The sequence below is a fragment of the Pseudomonas sp. genome (assembly GCF_002796985.1).
Taxonomy (GTDB): Bacteria; Pseudomonadota; Gammaproteobacteria; order Pseudomonadales; family Pseudomonadaceae; genus Pseudomonas.
On the sequence record NZ_PEKX01000011.1, the window covers coordinates 31,702 to 49,080 of the forward strand.

12 protein-coding genes are annotated in these 17,379 nt (G+C 65.5%); 9 read left to right on the forward strand and 3 right to left on the reverse strand.

What is annotated here, in order from left to right; genetic code table 11:
- The first annotated feature begins 52 nt into the window (after window positions 1–52).
- Complete coding sequence (locus CTR55_RS17450) at window positions 53–565, forward strand: thioredoxin family protein (protein WP_296288086.1); 513 nt, start codon at window positions 53–55, stop codon at window positions 563–565.
- Between the two features lie 206 nt (window positions 566–771).
- On the opposite strand, the gene CTR55_RS17455 is transcribed toward CTR55_RS17450, so the two are convergent.
- A complete protein-coding gene (locus CTR55_RS17455; RefSeq protein WP_296288087.1) occupies window positions 772–3,177 on the reverse strand; it encodes a TonB-dependent siderophore receptor in 2,406 nt (801 codons plus the stop codon).
- Window positions 3,178–3,649: 472 nt separating this feature from the next.
- On the reverse strand, window positions 3,650–4,561 hold the full coding sequence (locus tag CTR55_RS17460) for a LysR family transcriptional regulator (RefSeq protein WP_296288088.1): 912 nt from the start codon (window positions 4,559–4,561) through the stop codon (window positions 3,650–3,652).
- 132 nt (window positions 4,562–4,693) lie between these two features.
- Between CTR55_RS17460 and CTR55_RS17465 the strand changes: the two genes are divergently transcribed.
- The 8 genes from CTR55_RS17465 to CTR55_RS17500 all read left to right on the forward strand — a co-directional run bounded on the left by CTR55_RS17465 (window position 4,694) and on the right by CTR55_RS17500 (window position 15,501).
- A complete protein-coding gene (locus CTR55_RS17465) occupies window positions 4,694–5,428 on the forward strand; it encodes an SDR family oxidoreductase (RefSeq protein WP_296288089.1) in 735 nt (244 codons plus the stop codon).
- A 32-nt stretch (window positions 5,429–5,460) separates the two neighbouring features.
- Window positions 5,461–5,673, forward strand: a complete 213-nt coding sequence (locus CTR55_RS17470) for a 4-oxalocrotonate tautomerase family protein (protein WP_296288090.1) — start codon at window positions 5,461–5,463, stop codon at window positions 5,671–5,673.
- A gap of 107 nt (window positions 5,674–5,780) precedes the next feature.
- Window positions 5,781–6,977, forward strand: a complete 1,197-nt coding sequence (locus tag CTR55_RS17475) for an MFS transporter (protein ID WP_296288091.1) — start codon at window positions 5,781–5,783, stop codon at window positions 6,975–6,977.
- Between the two features lie 58 nt (window positions 6,978–7,035).
- On the forward strand, window positions 7,036–7,536 hold the full coding sequence (locus CTR55_RS17480) for a DUF2938 domain-containing protein (RefSeq protein ID WP_296288092.1): 501 nt from the start codon (window positions 7,036–7,038) through the stop codon (window positions 7,534–7,536).
- Window positions 7,537–7,590: 54 nt separating this feature from the next.
- Window positions 7,591–9,279, forward strand: coding sequence for a response regulator (locus CTR55_RS17485; protein ID WP_296288093.1), 1,689 nt, complete (start codon window positions 7,591–7,593; stop codon window positions 9,277–9,279).
- A 95-nt stretch (window positions 9,280–9,374) separates the two neighbouring features.
- The gene (locus CTR55_RS17490) at window positions 9,375–13,478 is read left to right on the forward strand and encodes an MBG domain-containing protein (protein WP_296288094.1); all 4,104 of its coding nucleotides are present in this window, start codon (window positions 9,375–9,377) and stop codon (window positions 13,476–13,478) included.
- A 2-nt stretch (window positions 13,479–13,480) separates the two neighbouring features.
- The gene (locus CTR55_RS17495) at window positions 13,481–15,229 is read left to right on the forward strand and encodes a ShlB/FhaC/HecB family hemolysin secretion/activation protein (protein WP_296288095.1); all 1,749 of its coding nucleotides are present in this window, start codon (window positions 13,481–13,483) and stop codon (window positions 15,227–15,229) included.
- A gap of 65 nt (window positions 15,230–15,294) precedes the next feature.
- A complete protein-coding gene (locus tag CTR55_RS17500) occupies window positions 15,295–15,501 on the forward strand; it encodes a hypothetical protein (protein WP_296288096.1) in 207 nt (68 codons plus the stop codon).
- 5 nt (window positions 15,502–15,506) lie between these two features.
- Here the strand turns inward: CTR55_RS17500 and CTR55_RS17505 are convergent, their stop codons facing one another.
- Window positions 15,507–17,234: a response regulator gene (locus CTR55_RS17505; RefSeq protein ID WP_296288097.1), complete on the reverse strand. Its 1,728-nt coding sequence runs from the start codon at window positions 17,232–17,234 to the stop codon at window positions 15,507–15,509.
- Window positions 17,235–17,379: the final 145 nt, after the last annotated feature.

Consider the following 17,379-nt stretch of genomic DNA (forward strand, 5'->3'; position numbering starts at 1 on the left):
ACCAAGGGGATTTCTGCTGGGATGGGCCATCACCCGCTTCAAGGAAATCCCCATGGCCTCTTACGAGGAACTCTTCTCCATCGGCGAGGGCTTCGACGCCTTCGTCGCCCACGGCCTGCCCGGCGAGATCGCCGGCGTGCGCAAGGTCCAGCAGCAACTGGCCGAGCCCGGCACGATCAGCGCCGACACCCTGCGCCGCATCCAGGCCGTCGAGGGCCGCTACCGGCTGCTGATCGCCGGCGAGATGTGGTGCCCGGATTGCCAGATCAATGTCACCGTGATGGACCATCTGCAGCGCCTGCAACCGCGCGTGGAGCTGGCCGTGATCACCAAGGGCCGCGCCGAGGATGACCTGCGCGAACGCATGGCGCTGGAGCGCATCCTGATTCCGGTGGTGCTGGTGCTGAATGGCGATTTCCAGCCGGTGGGGCGCTTTATCGAACGGCCGCAGGACGTGGTGGCCGGTGGGGATGCGCTCAAGCCTGCTTACCGAGCCGGCGAGTATCTGGAAAGCACGCTGCGGGACCTGCTGGAGCTGTTCGAGAAGGCTGAAGGCCGCGCCTGAACACGATACGTAGGGCGGATAACGCTGGCGCGTTATGCGCCCTACGGCCCTGGCGACCGCGCGTGACCTTCCCTGTAGGAGCGAGCTTGCTCGCGAATCACCCAACACTGGAGCTGCCGGCAAATTGTTCGCGAGCAAGCTCGCTCCTACGAAGAGCCAAAAAGAAAGCCCCGCGATGCGGGGCTTTTTCGTTCAGGCCAGGCCGATCACATCGAGTACTTCACCGTGAACATCAGGTTGCGCGGCTCGCCGTAGTTCAGGTTGCCGAAGCTGATGCCGCTGTAATAGTACTTGTCGAAGATGTTGTTGAAGTTCACCCGGGTGTCGATGTTCTCGTTGACCTTGTAGCCGAGCATGGCGTTGGTCACCGTGTAGCCACCCTGCTGGAAGCCGGTGGAGGTGTCCTCGGTCTGGCTCTGGGTCACCAGGTTGCCGCCCACCCGCCATTGATGCAGCTCGCCCGGCAGGGTGTAGCTGGTGGCGAGCTTGAACAGGTGGCGCGGCTTGCTGGGGTCGAACTGCTTGCCGACGTTGTCTTCGTTGCTGTCGTGCTTGTACTTGGCGTCAACGTAGGTGTAGCCCGCCATCGCCTGCCAGTTCTCGGTCAGCGCGCCGCTGACTTCCATGTCCACACCCTGGCTGCGCACCTTGCCCGAAGCCCGCGAGCAGTAGATCGCGGTCGGCGAACTGGGGCACGGCGAGGGGCCACTGGTGTCGTCGGTGGCGCGGTTCTCCTGGTCGATCTGGAACAGCGCGAGCTGGGTGTTCAGCGTGCCGCCGAAGTGCTCGCCCTTCAGGCCGATCTCGTAGTTCTTGCCAGTGATCGGGTCGAGCAGGCTGCCGCTGGAATCGAAGTTGCTCTGCGGCTTGAAGATGTCGGTATAGCTGGCATAGACCGAGTAGACGTCGTTCAGGTCGTAGACCACGCCGGCGTAGCGGGTGACGTTGCGGGTGACCTTCTGGGTGCCGGTGTCGTTGTGCGGGTCGGCTTCGTACCAGTCCAGGCGGCCGCCGAGGATGACCTTGAGCGGGTCGGCCACGTTCAGGCGAGTGGTGAGGTAGGCGCCCTTCTGCTCCTGGTCGAGCTTCATGTTCCAGAGGTTCATGTCGATGTTCGGCTTCTGCACCGAGCTCGGGTCCCACTTCGTCGGGTCGAACGGGGTCACCGGCGAGCCATCGTTGTAGGCCAGGTCGCCCCAGCCGCCGTGGCCGTCGAAACGCTCTTCGCGGTAGCTGCCGCCGAACACCAGTTCGTGCTCGCGGCCGAAGGCCTGGAACGGACCGTTGGCGAAGGCGTCGTAGCTCTGGTGATCGTCGGTGTAGGCGTACTGGCCAGGGCCCTGAACCATGGTCGGGCAGCCTTCGGTGTAGTAGCAGCTGTTGTACAGGCCGAGCATGTCGATGCGCGCCCACAGCTTGTCGGCGGCGACTTTCATCTGCCAGCCGTTGTCGAAGCGGTGCACCACGTCGCCGAACAGGTGGGTGGTGGTGGTATCCCAGTAGGACCAGTCGGCGCCGTAGTAGTCGGAGCGCTTGAGGTCCAGGTGACGACCGCCCAGCGGCGCCGGCAGGCCCACCCAGTTGTCGTTCTTGTTGTCGTTCTGGTAGGACGCGCCCAGGGTCAGGGTGGTGTCCGGGTTGAGGTCGGCCTCGGTGATGCCGTAGAGCACGCCGCGCTCGCCGCTGACCACATCCTGGAAGCTGTCGCGGGTCTCGTAGGCGGCCACCGCGCGGCCGCGCAGGGTGCCTTCGCTGTTCAGCGGGCCGGACACGTCGACCTGGCTGCGGTAGCGGTCCCAGGTGCCGGCACTGCCTTCCAGGCTCATGTGGAAGTCCTGGGTCGGCCGCTTGCGCACCATGTTGACGGCGGCGGCCGGGTTGCCGGCGCCCTGCATCAGGCCGGTGGCGCCGCGCACCACTTCGACGCGGTCGAACATCGCCAGGTCGGCGGCGGAAATCACGTCCTGGGTATAGGTGGAAATGCTGGTGGCCAGGCCGTCGTACATGATGTTGTCGACGTCGAAGCCGCGCGCGGCGTAGCTCACGCGCGCCGGGCCGTATTGCTGGACGGTCATGCCGGTGACGCCGCGGATCGCGTCGTCGAGGTCCTGCATGTTCTGGTCTTCCATCTGCTGGCGGGTCACCACGCTGACCGACTGCGGCGTTTCGCGGACGGTCATGTTCAGCTTGGTGGAAGTCTGCATCACGCCGGTGGTGTAGGAGCCGGTGCCTTCGGTAGTGCCCGGCGCCACAGTAGCTGCGCCGACGACTTCGGTGGCGCCCAGATCGACGCTGTCATTGCCCGATGCGCCGCCGCGCACAGCACCGCTGACCTGTGCGCTGTTGCCGTTCACCGTGCCCTGCAGGCCGCTGTCCGCCAGCAGACGATCGAGTGCCTCGCCCGGCTCCATGTTGCCCTTGAGTGCCGGCGCGCCAACCTTGGCGACCTGGGCACGGTCATAGGAAATCCGCATTCCGGTTGCGGACTGCAATTGCTCCAGGGAAGCGGCCAGGGGCTGCTTGGGCAGGTCGATGGCCACGGGGGCGGCGACTGCGGAGAGAGCAAAGGTGGAGAGACTGAGCAGGAGCGCGCCCGAGGCTACGTCTTTCATCTGCAGGAAGAATCCTTTGGTGCGAGGTTTGCGCTCTGTCGGCGCAATGACTCGGGTTGGCGAATGCCGGCGTGGGGGACGCCGACGGGGAGCCAAAGTGTATGCAGATGTAAATTCTTTGTAAATGCGAATACTTCGTATCTTGTTTCTTGAAAACAAGACACAGTGCGAAACTTCGGTGCGGCGTAGGAGCGGGCTCCGTCCGCGATCCGATGAGCGCCGCGCCGGTCGGCCAGGGAGTTGGGCGTAGCCATCGCGGACAGAGTCCGCTCCTACGTGAAGTCTCGTACCTGGCCTCGCTCTCTCCCCGCCCTATCCCTGAAGGGAGAGGGAGCTGCCCGTGCCGGCTGACGCCTTGGTTTCAACCTGCACCATCCGGTTCCCTCTCCCTTCATGGGGGGACGCCTAGTCAGGGGGTTAGGGAGAGGGAAACACGGCACAGACTTTCAGAAGAAGACAGTTGCTCCTACGCCTAGGTTGAGCTTGCCTCCAGCATGAACTCGATGAAGGCCCGCACCCGCGACGGCACATGGCGCGCGTGGGGGTAGATGAGCAGGAATGGCCGCGTCGTCTGCCCGTAGTCCTTCAGCACTTCCACCAGCTCGCCGCGCTCCAGTTCTTCCTGCACGGTGAAGCGATAGGCCTGCATCAACCCGCCGCCGCACTTGGCCAGGGTCGCGGTGGCCAGGTAGTCCTCCAGCACCGTGAGGCTGCCGGCCGTCTCGATCTCCACCGGCTTGCCGTTGACCCGGAAGGACCAGGGCACGCGCCGGCCGGTGCTGGGCAACTCGAACTGGATGCACTCGTGCGCGGCGAGATCGTCCGGCGTCTGCGGCGTGCCGGCACGCGCCAGGTACTCGGGCGTGGCGACCACCACGTTCTCCGCTTCTTCCAGGCGCCGTGCCACCAGGCTGGAGTCCGCCGGGTCGCGGCCACGGATCGCCAGGTCGTATCCCTCGTTGGCGAAGTCGATATTGCGGTTGCTGACATGCACCTCCACCTGTACCTGCGGGTAGCGCCGGCGGAACTCCGGCAGCCGCGGGAACAACCGGTAATGCGCGTAGGGCGTGGGCACGCTGATGCGCAGGCGCCCGGAGGCGATGCTCTGGCCGCCGCTGACGGCGCGCTCGGCATCCACCAGCTGGGTCAGCGCCTGCCGGCATTGCTCGTAGTAGTTGCGGCCATCATCGGTCAGGCGCATCTGCCGCGTGGTGCGGACGAACAGGCGCACGCCCAGGCGCTCTTCCAGCCGCGCCACCGAGCGGCTCACCGCGGCCGGCGTGATGCCTGCCTCGTTGGCGGCGGCGGTGAAGCTGCCGGTCTCCGCGGCCAGGCAGAACAGCTCGATGCTGCCCAGTTGCAGGTCGTCGAAATGGCGGGTCATGGCGCGGCTCGATTGATTACATGAGGTATCAATTCAAATGCCATCGACCTTATTTTTCAATCCCAGCTTGCAGCCTAGATTGACCACCAAGACGCGGGCACCCCGCCCCGCCCCACTCTCGGAGATACCACCATGAGCAAGACCGTCATCGTCACCGGCGCTTCCAGCGGCCTCGGCTTCGCCATCGCCCGCGCCTACCTGGAACGCGGCTACAACGTGGTCGGCAACGCCCGCACCCAGGCCCGCCTGGAGGAAGCCGCCGCCAGGCTGGGCAACCCGCACAACTTCCTCGCCGTCGCCGGCGACATCGCCAAACCGGACACCGCCAAACGCCTGTTCGCCCAGGCCATCGAGGCCTTCGGCCAGGTGGACATCCTGATCAACAACGCCGGCATCTTCATCGCCAAGCCGGTGGGTGACTACACCGAGGAAGAACTCGAAGCCATCGTCGACACCAACCTCAAGGGCTTCTTCTACCCCTCCCAGGCCGCCGCGCAGCACATGGCCGCCAATGGCTCGGGGCACATCGTCAGCATTACCGCCTCCATCGCCCTGCAGCCCAACGTGAAGGTCCCGGCGCTGCTGCCGGTGCTGATCAAGGGCGGCCTGAACAGCGCGGTGCGCGGCCTGGCCCTGGAGCTGGCAGCGTCCAACGTGCAGGTCAACGCCGTGGCGCCGGGGATCATCGAAACCCCGTTGCATTCCGATGACGAAGGCACCCGCGCCTTCCTGCGCGGCCTCTCGCCCAGTGGCAGGATCGGCAATGCGCAGGATATCGTCGACGCGGTGCTCTACCTGACCGATTCGAACTTCGTCAGCGGAGCCATCCTCAATGTCGACGGTGGCTCCACTACCGGCGTCTGGTAAGCCAACCTTTACAACAACAACGGAGAACCGCCATGCCCTACGTGAACATCCAGGTCACCGACGAAGGCGTGACCGCCGACGAGCGCCGCCAGCTCATCGAAGGCGTCACCGAACTGCTGGAGCGCGTCCTGCGCAAGCCCCCCGCCAGCACCTTCGTGGTGATCCAGGAAATTCCCACCGACAGCTGGGGCGTGGGCGGCGAGACGGTCAAGGCGCTGCGTGCCAGGGAGAAACCAGCGACCTGACGCAGCGGGCACGCCGGGGGTTCGCCAGGGCCTCCGGCGCTTGCCATGCCCCAAGCGGGTGCTGCTAGCATCAAGCCCACCCCGCTACCCCACCGCCGAGGCAAGGAATGCTCGCCGCGCTCAAACGCTATCCGCTACAGGTCAACCTGCTGCTCTGCGGTACCTTCCTGCTGACCATGGGCCGGGCCATCACCCTGCCCTACCTGGTGATCTACCTCTCGACCCAGTTCGACCTGCCCGTCAGCCGCATCGGCCTGATCATGGGCGGCGCGCTGTTCGGCGGCTCGCTGCTGAGCCTCTATGGCGGCTTCCTGATCGACCGCCTGCCGGGCTTCCGCCTGATAATCGGCTTCGGCAGCTGCTTCGTCGCGGCCTTCGCCGGCATGCTGCTGACCCACCAGCTGTGGCTGTTCTTCCTGTTCCTGCTGGGTTTCAACTTCGCCTACTCGGTCACCGACGTGGTGGTGAAGACCCTCTTCGGCCGCCTGCTGCCAGCCGGCGAACAGGGCCGCGCCTTCTCCATCCGCTACACCCTGATCAACCTCGCCTACGCCATCGGCCCCTTCATCGGCGCCGCCCTGGCGCACTGGAGCCAACAGTTGCCCTTCGTGCTCTCGGCGAGCCTGGGCGCGCTCTTCCTGCTGGCCTTCCTGCGCTACGGCGACCGTGACATGCGCCCGGCAGAAGGCGTGGCGCCGCCTTCGTTCTTCTCGGTAGTGGGGGTGCTGAGCAAGGATCACCGGCTGATGTACTTCACCATCGGCGGCGTGCTCACCGCCGTGGTGTTCGGCCAGTTCTCCGCCTACCTCTCGCAGTACCTGGTGGCCACCGGCACGGCGGAGTACGCCTACCAGGTGATCCAGACGCTGCTCGGGGTCAACGCGGTGACGGTGATCGCGCTGCAATACCTGCTCGGCAAGCGCATCGGCAACGAGCACCTGCAACGCTGGCTGATCGTCGGCCTGGGCCTGTTCGTGCTCGGCATCGTCGGCTTCGGCCTGTCGCAGACGCTGCTGCACTGGGGCCTGGCGATGGTGGTGTTCACCCTGGGCGAGATCATCGTGATCCCCGCCGAGTACATGTTCATCGACCGCATCGCCCCGCCGCACCTGCGCGGCGTGTACTACGGCACGCAGAACCTGGCCAACCTCGGCGGCGCCTTCGGGCCGATCCTGGTGGGGTACTTCCTCGCGCTGTTCGCGCCGCACTGGGTGTTCGCCATGCTCGGCGCCTTCATCGTCGGCGGCGGCGTGTTCTATGTGCTGGGCTCCAGGCTGAGCCAGCGCATCGCCCGCGAGGCTTGACCTCAAGTCCACTTGAGCCGGGATGCTGGTTCCATCGACCCACTCGAAGGAACCAGCCATGCCGCTCTCAACTCTCCTCCCCACTATCGCCATCGGTATCGGCGCCACCTTGCTGATGGACGGCTGGACCGTCCTGCGCCGACGGCTGCTCGGCGTGCCTTCGCTGGACTATGCCCTCGTCGGCCGCTGGGTCGGCCACATGCCGCGCGGCCGGTTCCACCACCTCGCCATCGGCAAGGCCGCCCCGGTAGCCGGTGAACGCCCGTTGGGCTGGGCGATCCACTACCTCACCGGCATCGTTTTCGCCCTCGCCCTGGTCTCGCTGACCGGCAGCGAATGGGTGTGCCAGCCGAGGCTGCTGCCCGCCCTGCTGTTCGGCGTAGTGACCGTGGCCATGCCCTTCCTGCTGATGCAACCGGCGCTCGGCCTGGGCATCGCCGCGAGCCGGACCGCGAACCCGCCCAAGGCCCGCCTGCACAGCCTGATCACCCACGCGATCTTCGGCTGCGGGCTCTACCTGGCCGCCAGGTTGCTGCTACCCCTGACCTGCGCCGGATGATCTCCAGCCAACTGGGCTAACCTTGCTGCACAGCCAAGCGCAGGAAGCCCCAGGATGAGCCGTATCGCCATTGCCGACCCGCAACCCTTCATGCTCGCCGCCTTGCGCCAGCGCCTGGTGGCGGCCGGGCACGAGGTGGTCGGCGAAGTCGGCGATGGCCGGGAAGCGCTGGACCTGGTGAAGCGCCTGCATCCGGACCTGCTGATCCTCGAGCTGGACTTGCCTCGCCTGGGCGGCGTCGAACTGCTGCGGCGGCTGCACCGCGACTGGCCGCAACAGAAGACCCTGGTCTTCACCCACCTGCCCGCCGCCCACTACCAGGGGCTCTGCCTGGAAGCCGGCGCGCGGGGCTTCGCACACAAGGGCGATCAGCCCGAGGAGGTGGACGACGCCGTGCGCCTGGTGCTCAGCGGGCGCAAGGTCTTCCCCGCGCAGGAGCCGCATCCGGGCGGCGAGGCGCCGGGCGCGGACGAGCACATCACCCCGCGCGAGCTGACCGTCCTGCGCTACCTGTCGCAGGGCTACCGGGTCAAGGACATCGCCGAGGAACTGGCGATCAGCGACCGCACCGTCAGCACCTACAAGGCACGCCTGCTGGAAAAGACCCAGACCGATTCGCTGGTGGACCTGGTGGAAGCCGCCAAGGTGAAGGGCCTGCTGAACAACAGCGTGGTGGAAAGCCTGGCCCTGGCGCCGAGCGAGCCGTCGAACAAATCCCGCGATCTGGTGCGCCTGTTCGACATCCTGCCCAACCCCATCAGCCTGTGGAGCCGGCAGGGTGAACTGCTGGCCTGCAACCGCTACTTCACCGACGTCTACCGCATGACCGAGGACCAATTGCTGGGCAGGCACATCTTCGAACTGGGCGCCGTCGCCGCCGAAGACATTCCAGGGCTGCACCAGCAGTTCCTCGACGGGGCGACGGGCGAGCACCCCTTCTCGCTGGTGGCACACATCACCCTGAGCGGCGAGCAGCGCACCCTGCGGCTGATCGGCGTGCCACTACAGGAAGACACCGGCGAGTCCATCGGCGTGGTCTGCTCCTACGTCGACATCACCGAACACGAGCGCGAAGTGGAGCACCTGCAGCAGGCCAAGGCCTACCTGGACGGATTGCGCGCGACCCGCACCCGCTACCTGCAGTACTGCTTCGACGACATGTTCGTCGATACCCAGTCCCTCCGGCAGCTTCTCGATGCCAGTCGCGATGCCCTGCCAGACGGCCATCCGCTGCTCGGCATGGAGGTCGACATCGAGCGGATCGAGGAAAAGATCGAGATCCTGCGCGAGGTGCTGCACCTGGAAAAAGGCCTGGAGCCTCCGGTGCCCCAGGTGAACGAGCTGAACCGCCTGACCGCGCAGTACCTGCGTGAACTGGAACCGCGGCTGGCGTTCCAGCGCTTCCCGTCGGACCAGCAGGCCTGGGTCGATCTCGCCCGTTATCGCAACCTGCTCAAGACACTGCTGTTCGCCTTCGATCGCTCGTCCTTGCCCATCCAGCAGGTCAGCGCCAGCGCGGAGTCCCTGCCCCATGGCGAACTCCTCTGGCGCCTGGCTTTCCAGGCCGAGCCGGCTCCAGGCCTCGCGGCGAAGCTGGCCGACCTGGAGAAGCGCCCCAGCCTGCAACTGGTGCGCCTGGTCTGCGAACTGTTCAGCGGCGAATTCAAGGTCGGCAACGGCGAGGACCAGGCCCTCGCCGGATTGATCCAGCTCAAACTCGTGCGCAGTAGTTCCCCGCACTAGTGCACCCACTACAGCGCTTTCAGGCGCCCATGATGGGGGCGTCTGCGACCTGATCCGATGCTTGCCCCATAGCCCTCTCGCTATGGAGCAGCATCATGAATTGCCTACCCTTGCATACCCCTTTCCACGGCTCATGCCCCAGTCGCCTGCGCGTCCTGTGCATCGCCGTGGCGCTCGCCAGCGCCGGCGTGCCACTCACGGTCCTGGCCGGCGACGCCCTGCCCCAGGGCGGCAGCGTCATCTCCGGCAGCGGCAGCATCAGCCAGAACGGCGCCGACATGACGGTTAACACCAACAGCGCGCGCACCGCGATCAACTGGCAGCGCTTCAACGTCGGTGCCGACAACAAGATCACCTTCAACCAGCCTGACGGTAAGTCCGTCACCTTGAACCGGGTGATCGGCAACGACCCGTCGAAGATCTATGGCGCGGTGACCTCCAACGGCCAACTGATCCTGGTGAACCCCAACGGCGTGTGGATCGGCCCGAAGGCGCACATCAGCTCCAGCGCGTTGGTCGCCAGCGCCGGCTTCCTCACCGAGGAACAGGCGAAACAGTTCGCCGAGAGCGGCAAGCTGGACATCCAGCTCACCGGCAACGTGAGCAACCAGGGTCGCATCACCGTGCATGACGACGGCATGGTCGCCCTGCTCGGCGCCCAGGTGAGCAACGCCGGGGTGATCCAGGCGCGCAAGGGCATGGTGCAACTGGCGACCGGCCCGCAGGCGACCCTGGACTTCCACGGTGATGGCCTGCTGAACATCGCCGTGAACGGCACGCCCGGCGAGAAAGACAGCGTCAACTCGGACGTAACCGGTGGTGTGCACAACAGCGGCGAAATAGATGTTGGCAATGGCACCGTGGCCATGAGCGCGGCCCGCGCGGCCAAGCACCTGGACTCGGTGATCAACGTCGGCGGCAACGTCGTCGCCGACTCCGTCTCGACCGATGGCGGTACCGTGGTGCTGGGCAGCTCGGCGAAGACCAACGTCACCGGCACCATCAGCGCCACCGGCGTCAACGGTGGGCAGATCAAGGTGCTGGGCGACGAGGTGAATGTCGCAGGCTCCGCGAAGCTCGATGCCAGTGGCACCCAGGGTGCCGGCGGCAAGGTGCTGGTCGGTGGCAGCTACCAGGGCAAAGGCACCGAGCCGGCTGCCAAGAACACCACCGTGGCCAAGGGCGCCCAGCTGAAAGCCGACGGCAAGACCGATGGCGGCCAGGTGGTGGTCTGGAGCGACGGCAGCACCCACTTTGCCGGCAGCGCCAGTGCCCAGGGCGGGCAGAAAGGCGGCGTGGTGGAGACTTCCGGCAAGCAACTGCGAGTCACCAGCGAGGCCAAGGTCAACACCAGCGGCCCGGTCAAAGGCACCTGGCTGCTGGACCCCGAGACCGTGAATATCGTCAACGATGCGCAGGCCGACGCCGGAGTTACCAATGGCTCGGCCAGTGGGCCCTCGAGCGCCGATCTGTGGAACGTCGCCGTCAGCGCCATCGTCAACGGTTTGGCCAACGGCAACGTGGAGGTCTCCGCGAGCCAGCGCATCAATGTCAACACGGCGATAGTCGCCACCAACATCGGCCAGGATGGCAACGGCAATGCCAGCACCCTGGCGCTGATCGCCACCGGCAACCCGGTGCAGGGCCAGTCCTATGCAGACAGCGACCTTTCCAGCGACAGCGGCTCGGTCTACATCAACGCGCCTATCCTGCTCAAGGACGGCAACCTGTTCATCGCCGCCACCGGCGACATCCGCCTGAACAACACGGGTGCCGACTATGGCCAGCGCGCCATCATCGACGTGGGCAACGGCATCGCCTGGTTGCGGACTTCCAACGTCGCCTCGATCGTCCAGCAGCAGGGCACCGCCCTGATGGGCAAACAGGTCGCCCTGGAAGGCGCCAGCGTGCGGATGGAGAATGACCTCAACTACGCCGGCACCCTCGCCGGAAAGGCCAGCAACGGCGTATTCCGCTTCAACCAGACCAACGCCAGCGGCACCACCACCACTGGGACCGTGACCGCACCCTACTCCGGCGAAAGCCTCAGCGGCGTGACGGCCCAGCAGCTGGTTTACCGTGGCTACCAGGACATAGTCGCCAACCCATCACAGACCTCCGGCGCGAACTCCCGCACAGTCACGCTGACGACCCAGGACGGCTCATCCTTCGACTATCTGGTATTCGAGGCCACCGGGTTCGTCACCCCTGACGGCAACGGTGGCTACCGGGAGATCGACCCCGCCGTCCTGTTGAACTATCTCGACAGCTCGGACTATCTGGTCAGCGGCCTGACGTTCACGGACAAGTCAGGCGTTACCTGGAAGATCGCCCCCGATGCCACGAACGCGAGCCTCGCGAAAGTCACGCGTGTCGAACCTGATGGTTCCCAGTCCAGCGCCTCCCTGCCAGTGGGCTTCTCATTCGACGCCAATGGCGGGCTGCAAGTGGTTTCCACACTCCACGAGCACGGCTGGGGGGTTGAGCCTTACACCTACATCCACGGTGCCGCCGACCAGAAGGAAATCCAGCACAACGCCCAGGATGGCAGCAGCCAGCAACTGGTGGTCAGCCTCGGCGGGAAGTACGACTCGGTCGAAGCGATCATTTCCAACCTGATCAACGACACGCCCTGGCTGCAGAAGGCGGACAGCAAAGGGCCAACCCTCGCCTCTGGCGAACAGGCACTCGAGCGCGCCCGAGTCCACTTCTACGAGACGGTGGACAAGACCGGCGAGCCCGGAGTGATCATCCACAATGCCGCTCCGGCGACCGTCACGGTCACCGCCGATGACAAGGCGCGCGAATACGGCGACGCCAACCCGGCCCTCACCCAGACCACGACCTATGACAACCACGCCCAGGCCGTGAAGGGAGTGGACGACTACGTGAACCAACAACTGGGCCGCGACGGCATCCAGGTTGGCGCACCGACGACTTCCGCCACGGCTGCCAGCGATGTGAAAGCCGGGGGCTACGACATCAGCAACCCGATCAGCAGCGATGAACGCTCCCAGGGACGCTACAAGGTCGAGGACCGAAAAGGCACGCTGGCTGTCCAGCAGGCCGAGCTGAAGGTCGAAGCCGACCCGCAGAGCAAGGTCTACGGCGACCAGGACCCGGCGCTGAGCTACCAGGTCAGTGGACAGAAATTCGGCGAGAGCGCCACCTCGCTGGTCGCGGGCGACGCAGCCCGAACCGCTGGCGAGAACGTCGGCAGCTACGCCATCCAGCAGGGTGGCGTGAACAGCCTGTCCGGCAACTACCGGATCAGCTTCGTCGGCAACCTGCTGCAGATCACTCCGACCACCCTGGAGGTAACCGCCCAGAATCAGAGCAAGGTCTACGGCACTGCCGACCCGACCCTGAGCTACTCGGTCAGCGGACTGCGCAACAGCGACAGTGAGAGTGGCGTGCTCAGCGGCGGCAAGCTGGCACGCGAAGCTGGCGAGAATGTCCGGCCGCAAGGCTACGGCATCACCCAGGGCGACCTGGTACTGACCAGCAACAACTACACCCTGGTCTTCAAGGACGGCAACCTGCAGATCACTCCTGCCGAGCTGGTCGTGACGGCGGACAGCCACAGCAAGACCGTCGGCCAGGCCGATCCATCGCTGACCTACCAGGTCAGTGGCCTGCAGAACGGCGACAGTGCCGACATCGCCAAGGGCTCGCTGCACCGTGCATCGGGCGAAGAGATCGGCAGCTATGCGATCGACGAGGACACCGGGTTCCAGGCCGGGGCCAACTACAAAGTGACGTTCCGTGACGGCGCCCTGACCATCACCGGTCCGGTGGCACCGATCGAACCCATCGTGCCTGTGGACCCCGTTGTCCCGATCGATCCGGCAGTGCCCGTGACGCCGGTCACTCCCGTGGGTCCCGCAACCGCGTCGATGACCGTGCCGGTTACCGCTCAATCGCCAGGTAATACCCGCTGCGACGCGCTCGAGTCACCCAGTGCGGTCTCCGCCAACTACAGCGTTTCTCCGGCCATCACGCGTACCTACAGCGTTCAACTGATCTGCAAACCCCGCTCCTACGCCGGACAGCAGAGCAGCACGCCGGACATTCGCGACGTGATCACCTACGCCAACAGCCTGTTCAAGGACGGCAAACCCTTCGTCCCCGAGGCCAACCGCAGCGTGATTCCCCACGACCTGAAACCCACTACCCCCACTATCAAAGGAGGGAAATAGCCATGAGCGCCTTTCCTTCGTCCCCGCACCTCCTGGCGGTAGCCCTGTGCTCCGCCCTGCTGCTGATCCAGGCCCCGGCCTATGCCGGGCCCAAGGCCCAGCTCGACCCCGGTCGGGTGGAAATCCCCCGCGCCGACGGCAGCCGTGAAAACCCCACGCGGATGCCCTCGACCCTGCAACTGCCGGACACCGTAGTCGTCCCCGAAACCGAAGGCCCGCCGGCCGAGATGGTGGTCAACCCCAACGACACCACGCGCTTCCAGGTCGACAAGGTGATCATTCGCGGCACCACGCTTTACGCTCCCGAGGCCTTCGCGCCGCTGACGGCGAAGATCGAAGGCCACCGCGTCACCCTCGGCGAGGTCAACGCGGTGGTCACGCAGATCACCCAGCGCTATCGCCAAGCCGGCTTCCTGCTGGCTCGCGCCTACCTGCCCGAACAGCGCCTGGAGAACGGCGAACTGTTGATCCAGGTGTTCGAGGGCCGGGTCAACGAGGTGAAGCTGCAAGGTGACAGCAACAAGGCCGTGCAACGCTACGCCGACAACATCCGCCGCGAGGTTCCGCCAAAAAGCGCCACGATCGAACGCAACCTGCTGCTGATGAACGACCTGTCCGGCCAGCAGAGCCGCGCCACCCTCGCCGCCTCGCCGGTGGAACAGGGCACCGACCTGATCGTCGAGAACCAGATCCGCAAGTACGAAGGCTTCTTCGGCTTCGACAACCGCGACAGCCGCTACTTCGGACCCTGGCAGGTCTACGGCGGGGTTGGCGTCAACGACCTCACCGGCCGTGGCGACCACCTGAGCATCCGCGCCGGTCAGTCGGTGGAAGGCGACAAGATGACCTTCTTCGAGGGCCAGTACGACCTGCCGGTAGGCGCCCAGGGCGATGTGGTGAGCTTCCTCGCCCAGCACAACGACGGCCGCGCCGACACCTACTCCTTCCTCAATGCCAACAGCTCCGGCGACACCTTCGCGGTGCGTATCACCCGACCGTGGATCCGCCAGCGCGACCAGACCTTCAAGACCTCGGCGGCCTTCACCTGGTACAACGGCCAGTCCGAGTACCTGGACGATCCGCACAACCCGCCCTCCAGCGACGACCGCATCCGCGCCATTCGCCTGGGCGCCAGCTACGACTTCTTCGACGGTTTCGGCGGCAAGAACCTGGTCAAGGCCGAACTGAGCAAGGGCCTGAAGATCATGGGCGCCAGCCAGGAAGACCGCGCCAACCCCTCCCGCGAGGGCGGCGAGACCGACTTCACCAAGCTGCAGGTGGACGCCCAGCGGCTGCAGGACCTTTCGAAGATCATCGACGGCATGAACTTGTACATTGCCGGTACCGCGCAGACCTCGTTCGGCCAGGCGCTGCTCTCGCCCGAGCAGTTCGGCGTCGGCGGCAGTGAGTTCGGCCGTGGCTACGACCCGTCGGAGATCACCGGCGACAAGGGCTTCGCGATGAAAACCGAGCTGCAGTACAACCACCTCCACACCTTCAGGGACCACGCCGTGCCAACCCAGTACTACGCGTTCTGGGACTTCGGCAAGGTATGGAGTGAAGACCCGAGCTGGGTCAGCAGTGAAAGCCTGTCTTCCACCGGCTTCGGCGCCCACCTGCAGGTGTTCAAGGACACCTACGTCTCACCGGAGGTCGCCTTCCCGCTTACCCGCTCGGTCTCGGCCAAGGAGCTGGACGACGACAACGGCAAGGCACCGCGCTTCTACCTCAACTTCCTCAAGCTGTTCTGATTGCTCGATCCGATGCTGATTACGCCGCGCGGCCGCACAGTCGGCCGCCCGCCCCGGAGGTTTCCATGACCCGCCAGAATCTGCGCACGCTGCGCAATGTCCGCTCCACCGCCTTCAACAACGAAATCGCCGCCGAGCTTCTGCGCGAGCTGGCCCCGCTGATCGCCAACCAGGAACTCAACCGGCGCATGCGCTGTGCGGCCCGCCAGTTGCTGCTGGACGCCGAAGCCCTGGAAGACGTCTACCAGCAGATGAACCACCCGCGCCACTGAACCCCTCAGACGACCAGGGGCAGGTCGAACTCCAGCCGCAACAGACCTTCGCCCCGGTCGCCTTCCAGCCACTGCGTCTCGCCCTGGAAGGCGATCAGCATTCGCTGCACCCGCGCCCGCGCCCAGAGAGCGTGCTCATCGAGCTCCTCGAAACTCTCTGCGGGAATCCAGGGCGATACCTCTATCCTCAGCCGCAACAGCCCCGTCAGGTATCGCCAGTTGCTCAGATGCAGCCGCACCTGGTCGGGGCCAGGAGATTCGCGCACCGTTTCCAGCAGGCCTTCAAGCAGTTGCCGGTAGTGGCCAGCATCGATCCAGACGCGCTTCAGGCTATTTAGCCCCGGCCCCAGGTCCAGACCGATACCCGCCGTCTCCAATGTGCCGTAAAACGGCCGGAGGATACTCTCGGTCAAGGGCCCAAGCTCGTGAGCCTCGCTGACTCGCTCAGGCGCGTGATGAGCGAGGTCCAGCAACTCATCCAGTCGCTGCACACTAAGCATCATCGTCTCGACCTGCTCCCAGGCTCGCTCCAGCTCATGCCGCGGCCCCGTGGCGCCAATCCCTTGGCTAGCCCCGGCCAGGCTGCTACGCAAGCCGGTCAGGTGCTGGCGAAAATCTCTGCCGACCTTCAGCAGCAGGTTGGTCTTGAGATGATTTCGATAGTTCGCCTCGTACTGAGCACTGCGCATCTGCGCCAACTGTCGGTCACGCTCGGCCAGCGACAGCATGCCGCCGATCATCGCCACCAGTCGCCCATCCGGCGATCGATGGGGCACACACCAGGCGAAATAGGTCCCAGCCATCGGGGCCCCCTCCACCGATATCTCCTCGGTGATCGGCTCCTGGCGCAAGACCGCTTCCTGAAACCGCTGCGCCGCCTGCTGGCGTACGGCCGGCGACAACCAGTGCGCCTGCGCGAAACCGCCGCCACGGAGCTCATCGAAGGATTTCCCCGCACGCTTGAGGAAAGGCTGATTGCACAGCAACAGGTGGCCCTCGGTATCCCGCACGAACATCGGGTTGGGTGAAGCATCGAGCACCGCCCGAAGCAGGTGCAGTTCCTGCTCCAGCTCCGGGTCGAGGGCTGCCACGGCACCTGCATCGGCCGCCACCAGGCCCAGGGCTTGCGCCACCTGGAGCAGCTGAATGTCACTGCTGACATTGAGCTTCTGGTGCAGGCGCATCTTGTAGGTGCTGATGGTCTTGTAGCTCAGGCTCAACTGCTCGGAGATTTCCTTGTTGGAGAGTCCGCGGCCGAGCATCTCCAGTACTGTCAGCTCGCGACCGGACAGGCGCTCAAGCTCGGCCCGGGCATCCTGCTCCTCGCCGCCGGGCTTCGGCAGTTGGGTGGCGCCGCGTGGAAAGTAGCTGCGCCCCCGCAACACCGCCGCCAGCGCCTTCTCCACCTCCGTAGCGGGCTCGCCCTTGCTGACGAAGGCATCCGCTCCCGCCTGCAGGGCGCGGCCGGCGTAGACCTCACTCTCCTGCGAACTGAACACCAGCAGCCGCACCTCGGCCATGGCAGCGCGCAGTCGACGCAACACATCCAGCCCACCCAGGCGCGGGATCGCCAACTCGAGGACGACCACATCCGGGCGCAATTCACGACACAGCGTCAGCGCATCCTGACCGTTATCCGCCTCGCCGACCACTTGATGCCCGGCTCGCACGATCAGGGCGCGCACTCCATCACGCAGAACCGGTTGGCTATCGACCAGCACAATTGTGCTCATTCCCTGTCTCCTGCTTTCTTGCCCCGCTACCAGCGTAGACCAGCCCTGCAGACGGGAATCAATCCTACAAGCACTCGACAGCGGCTCCGACATTCAGCTCCGGAAGCCACGAGGAGACTGGCAGCCATCCAATTCCCGCCTCTCG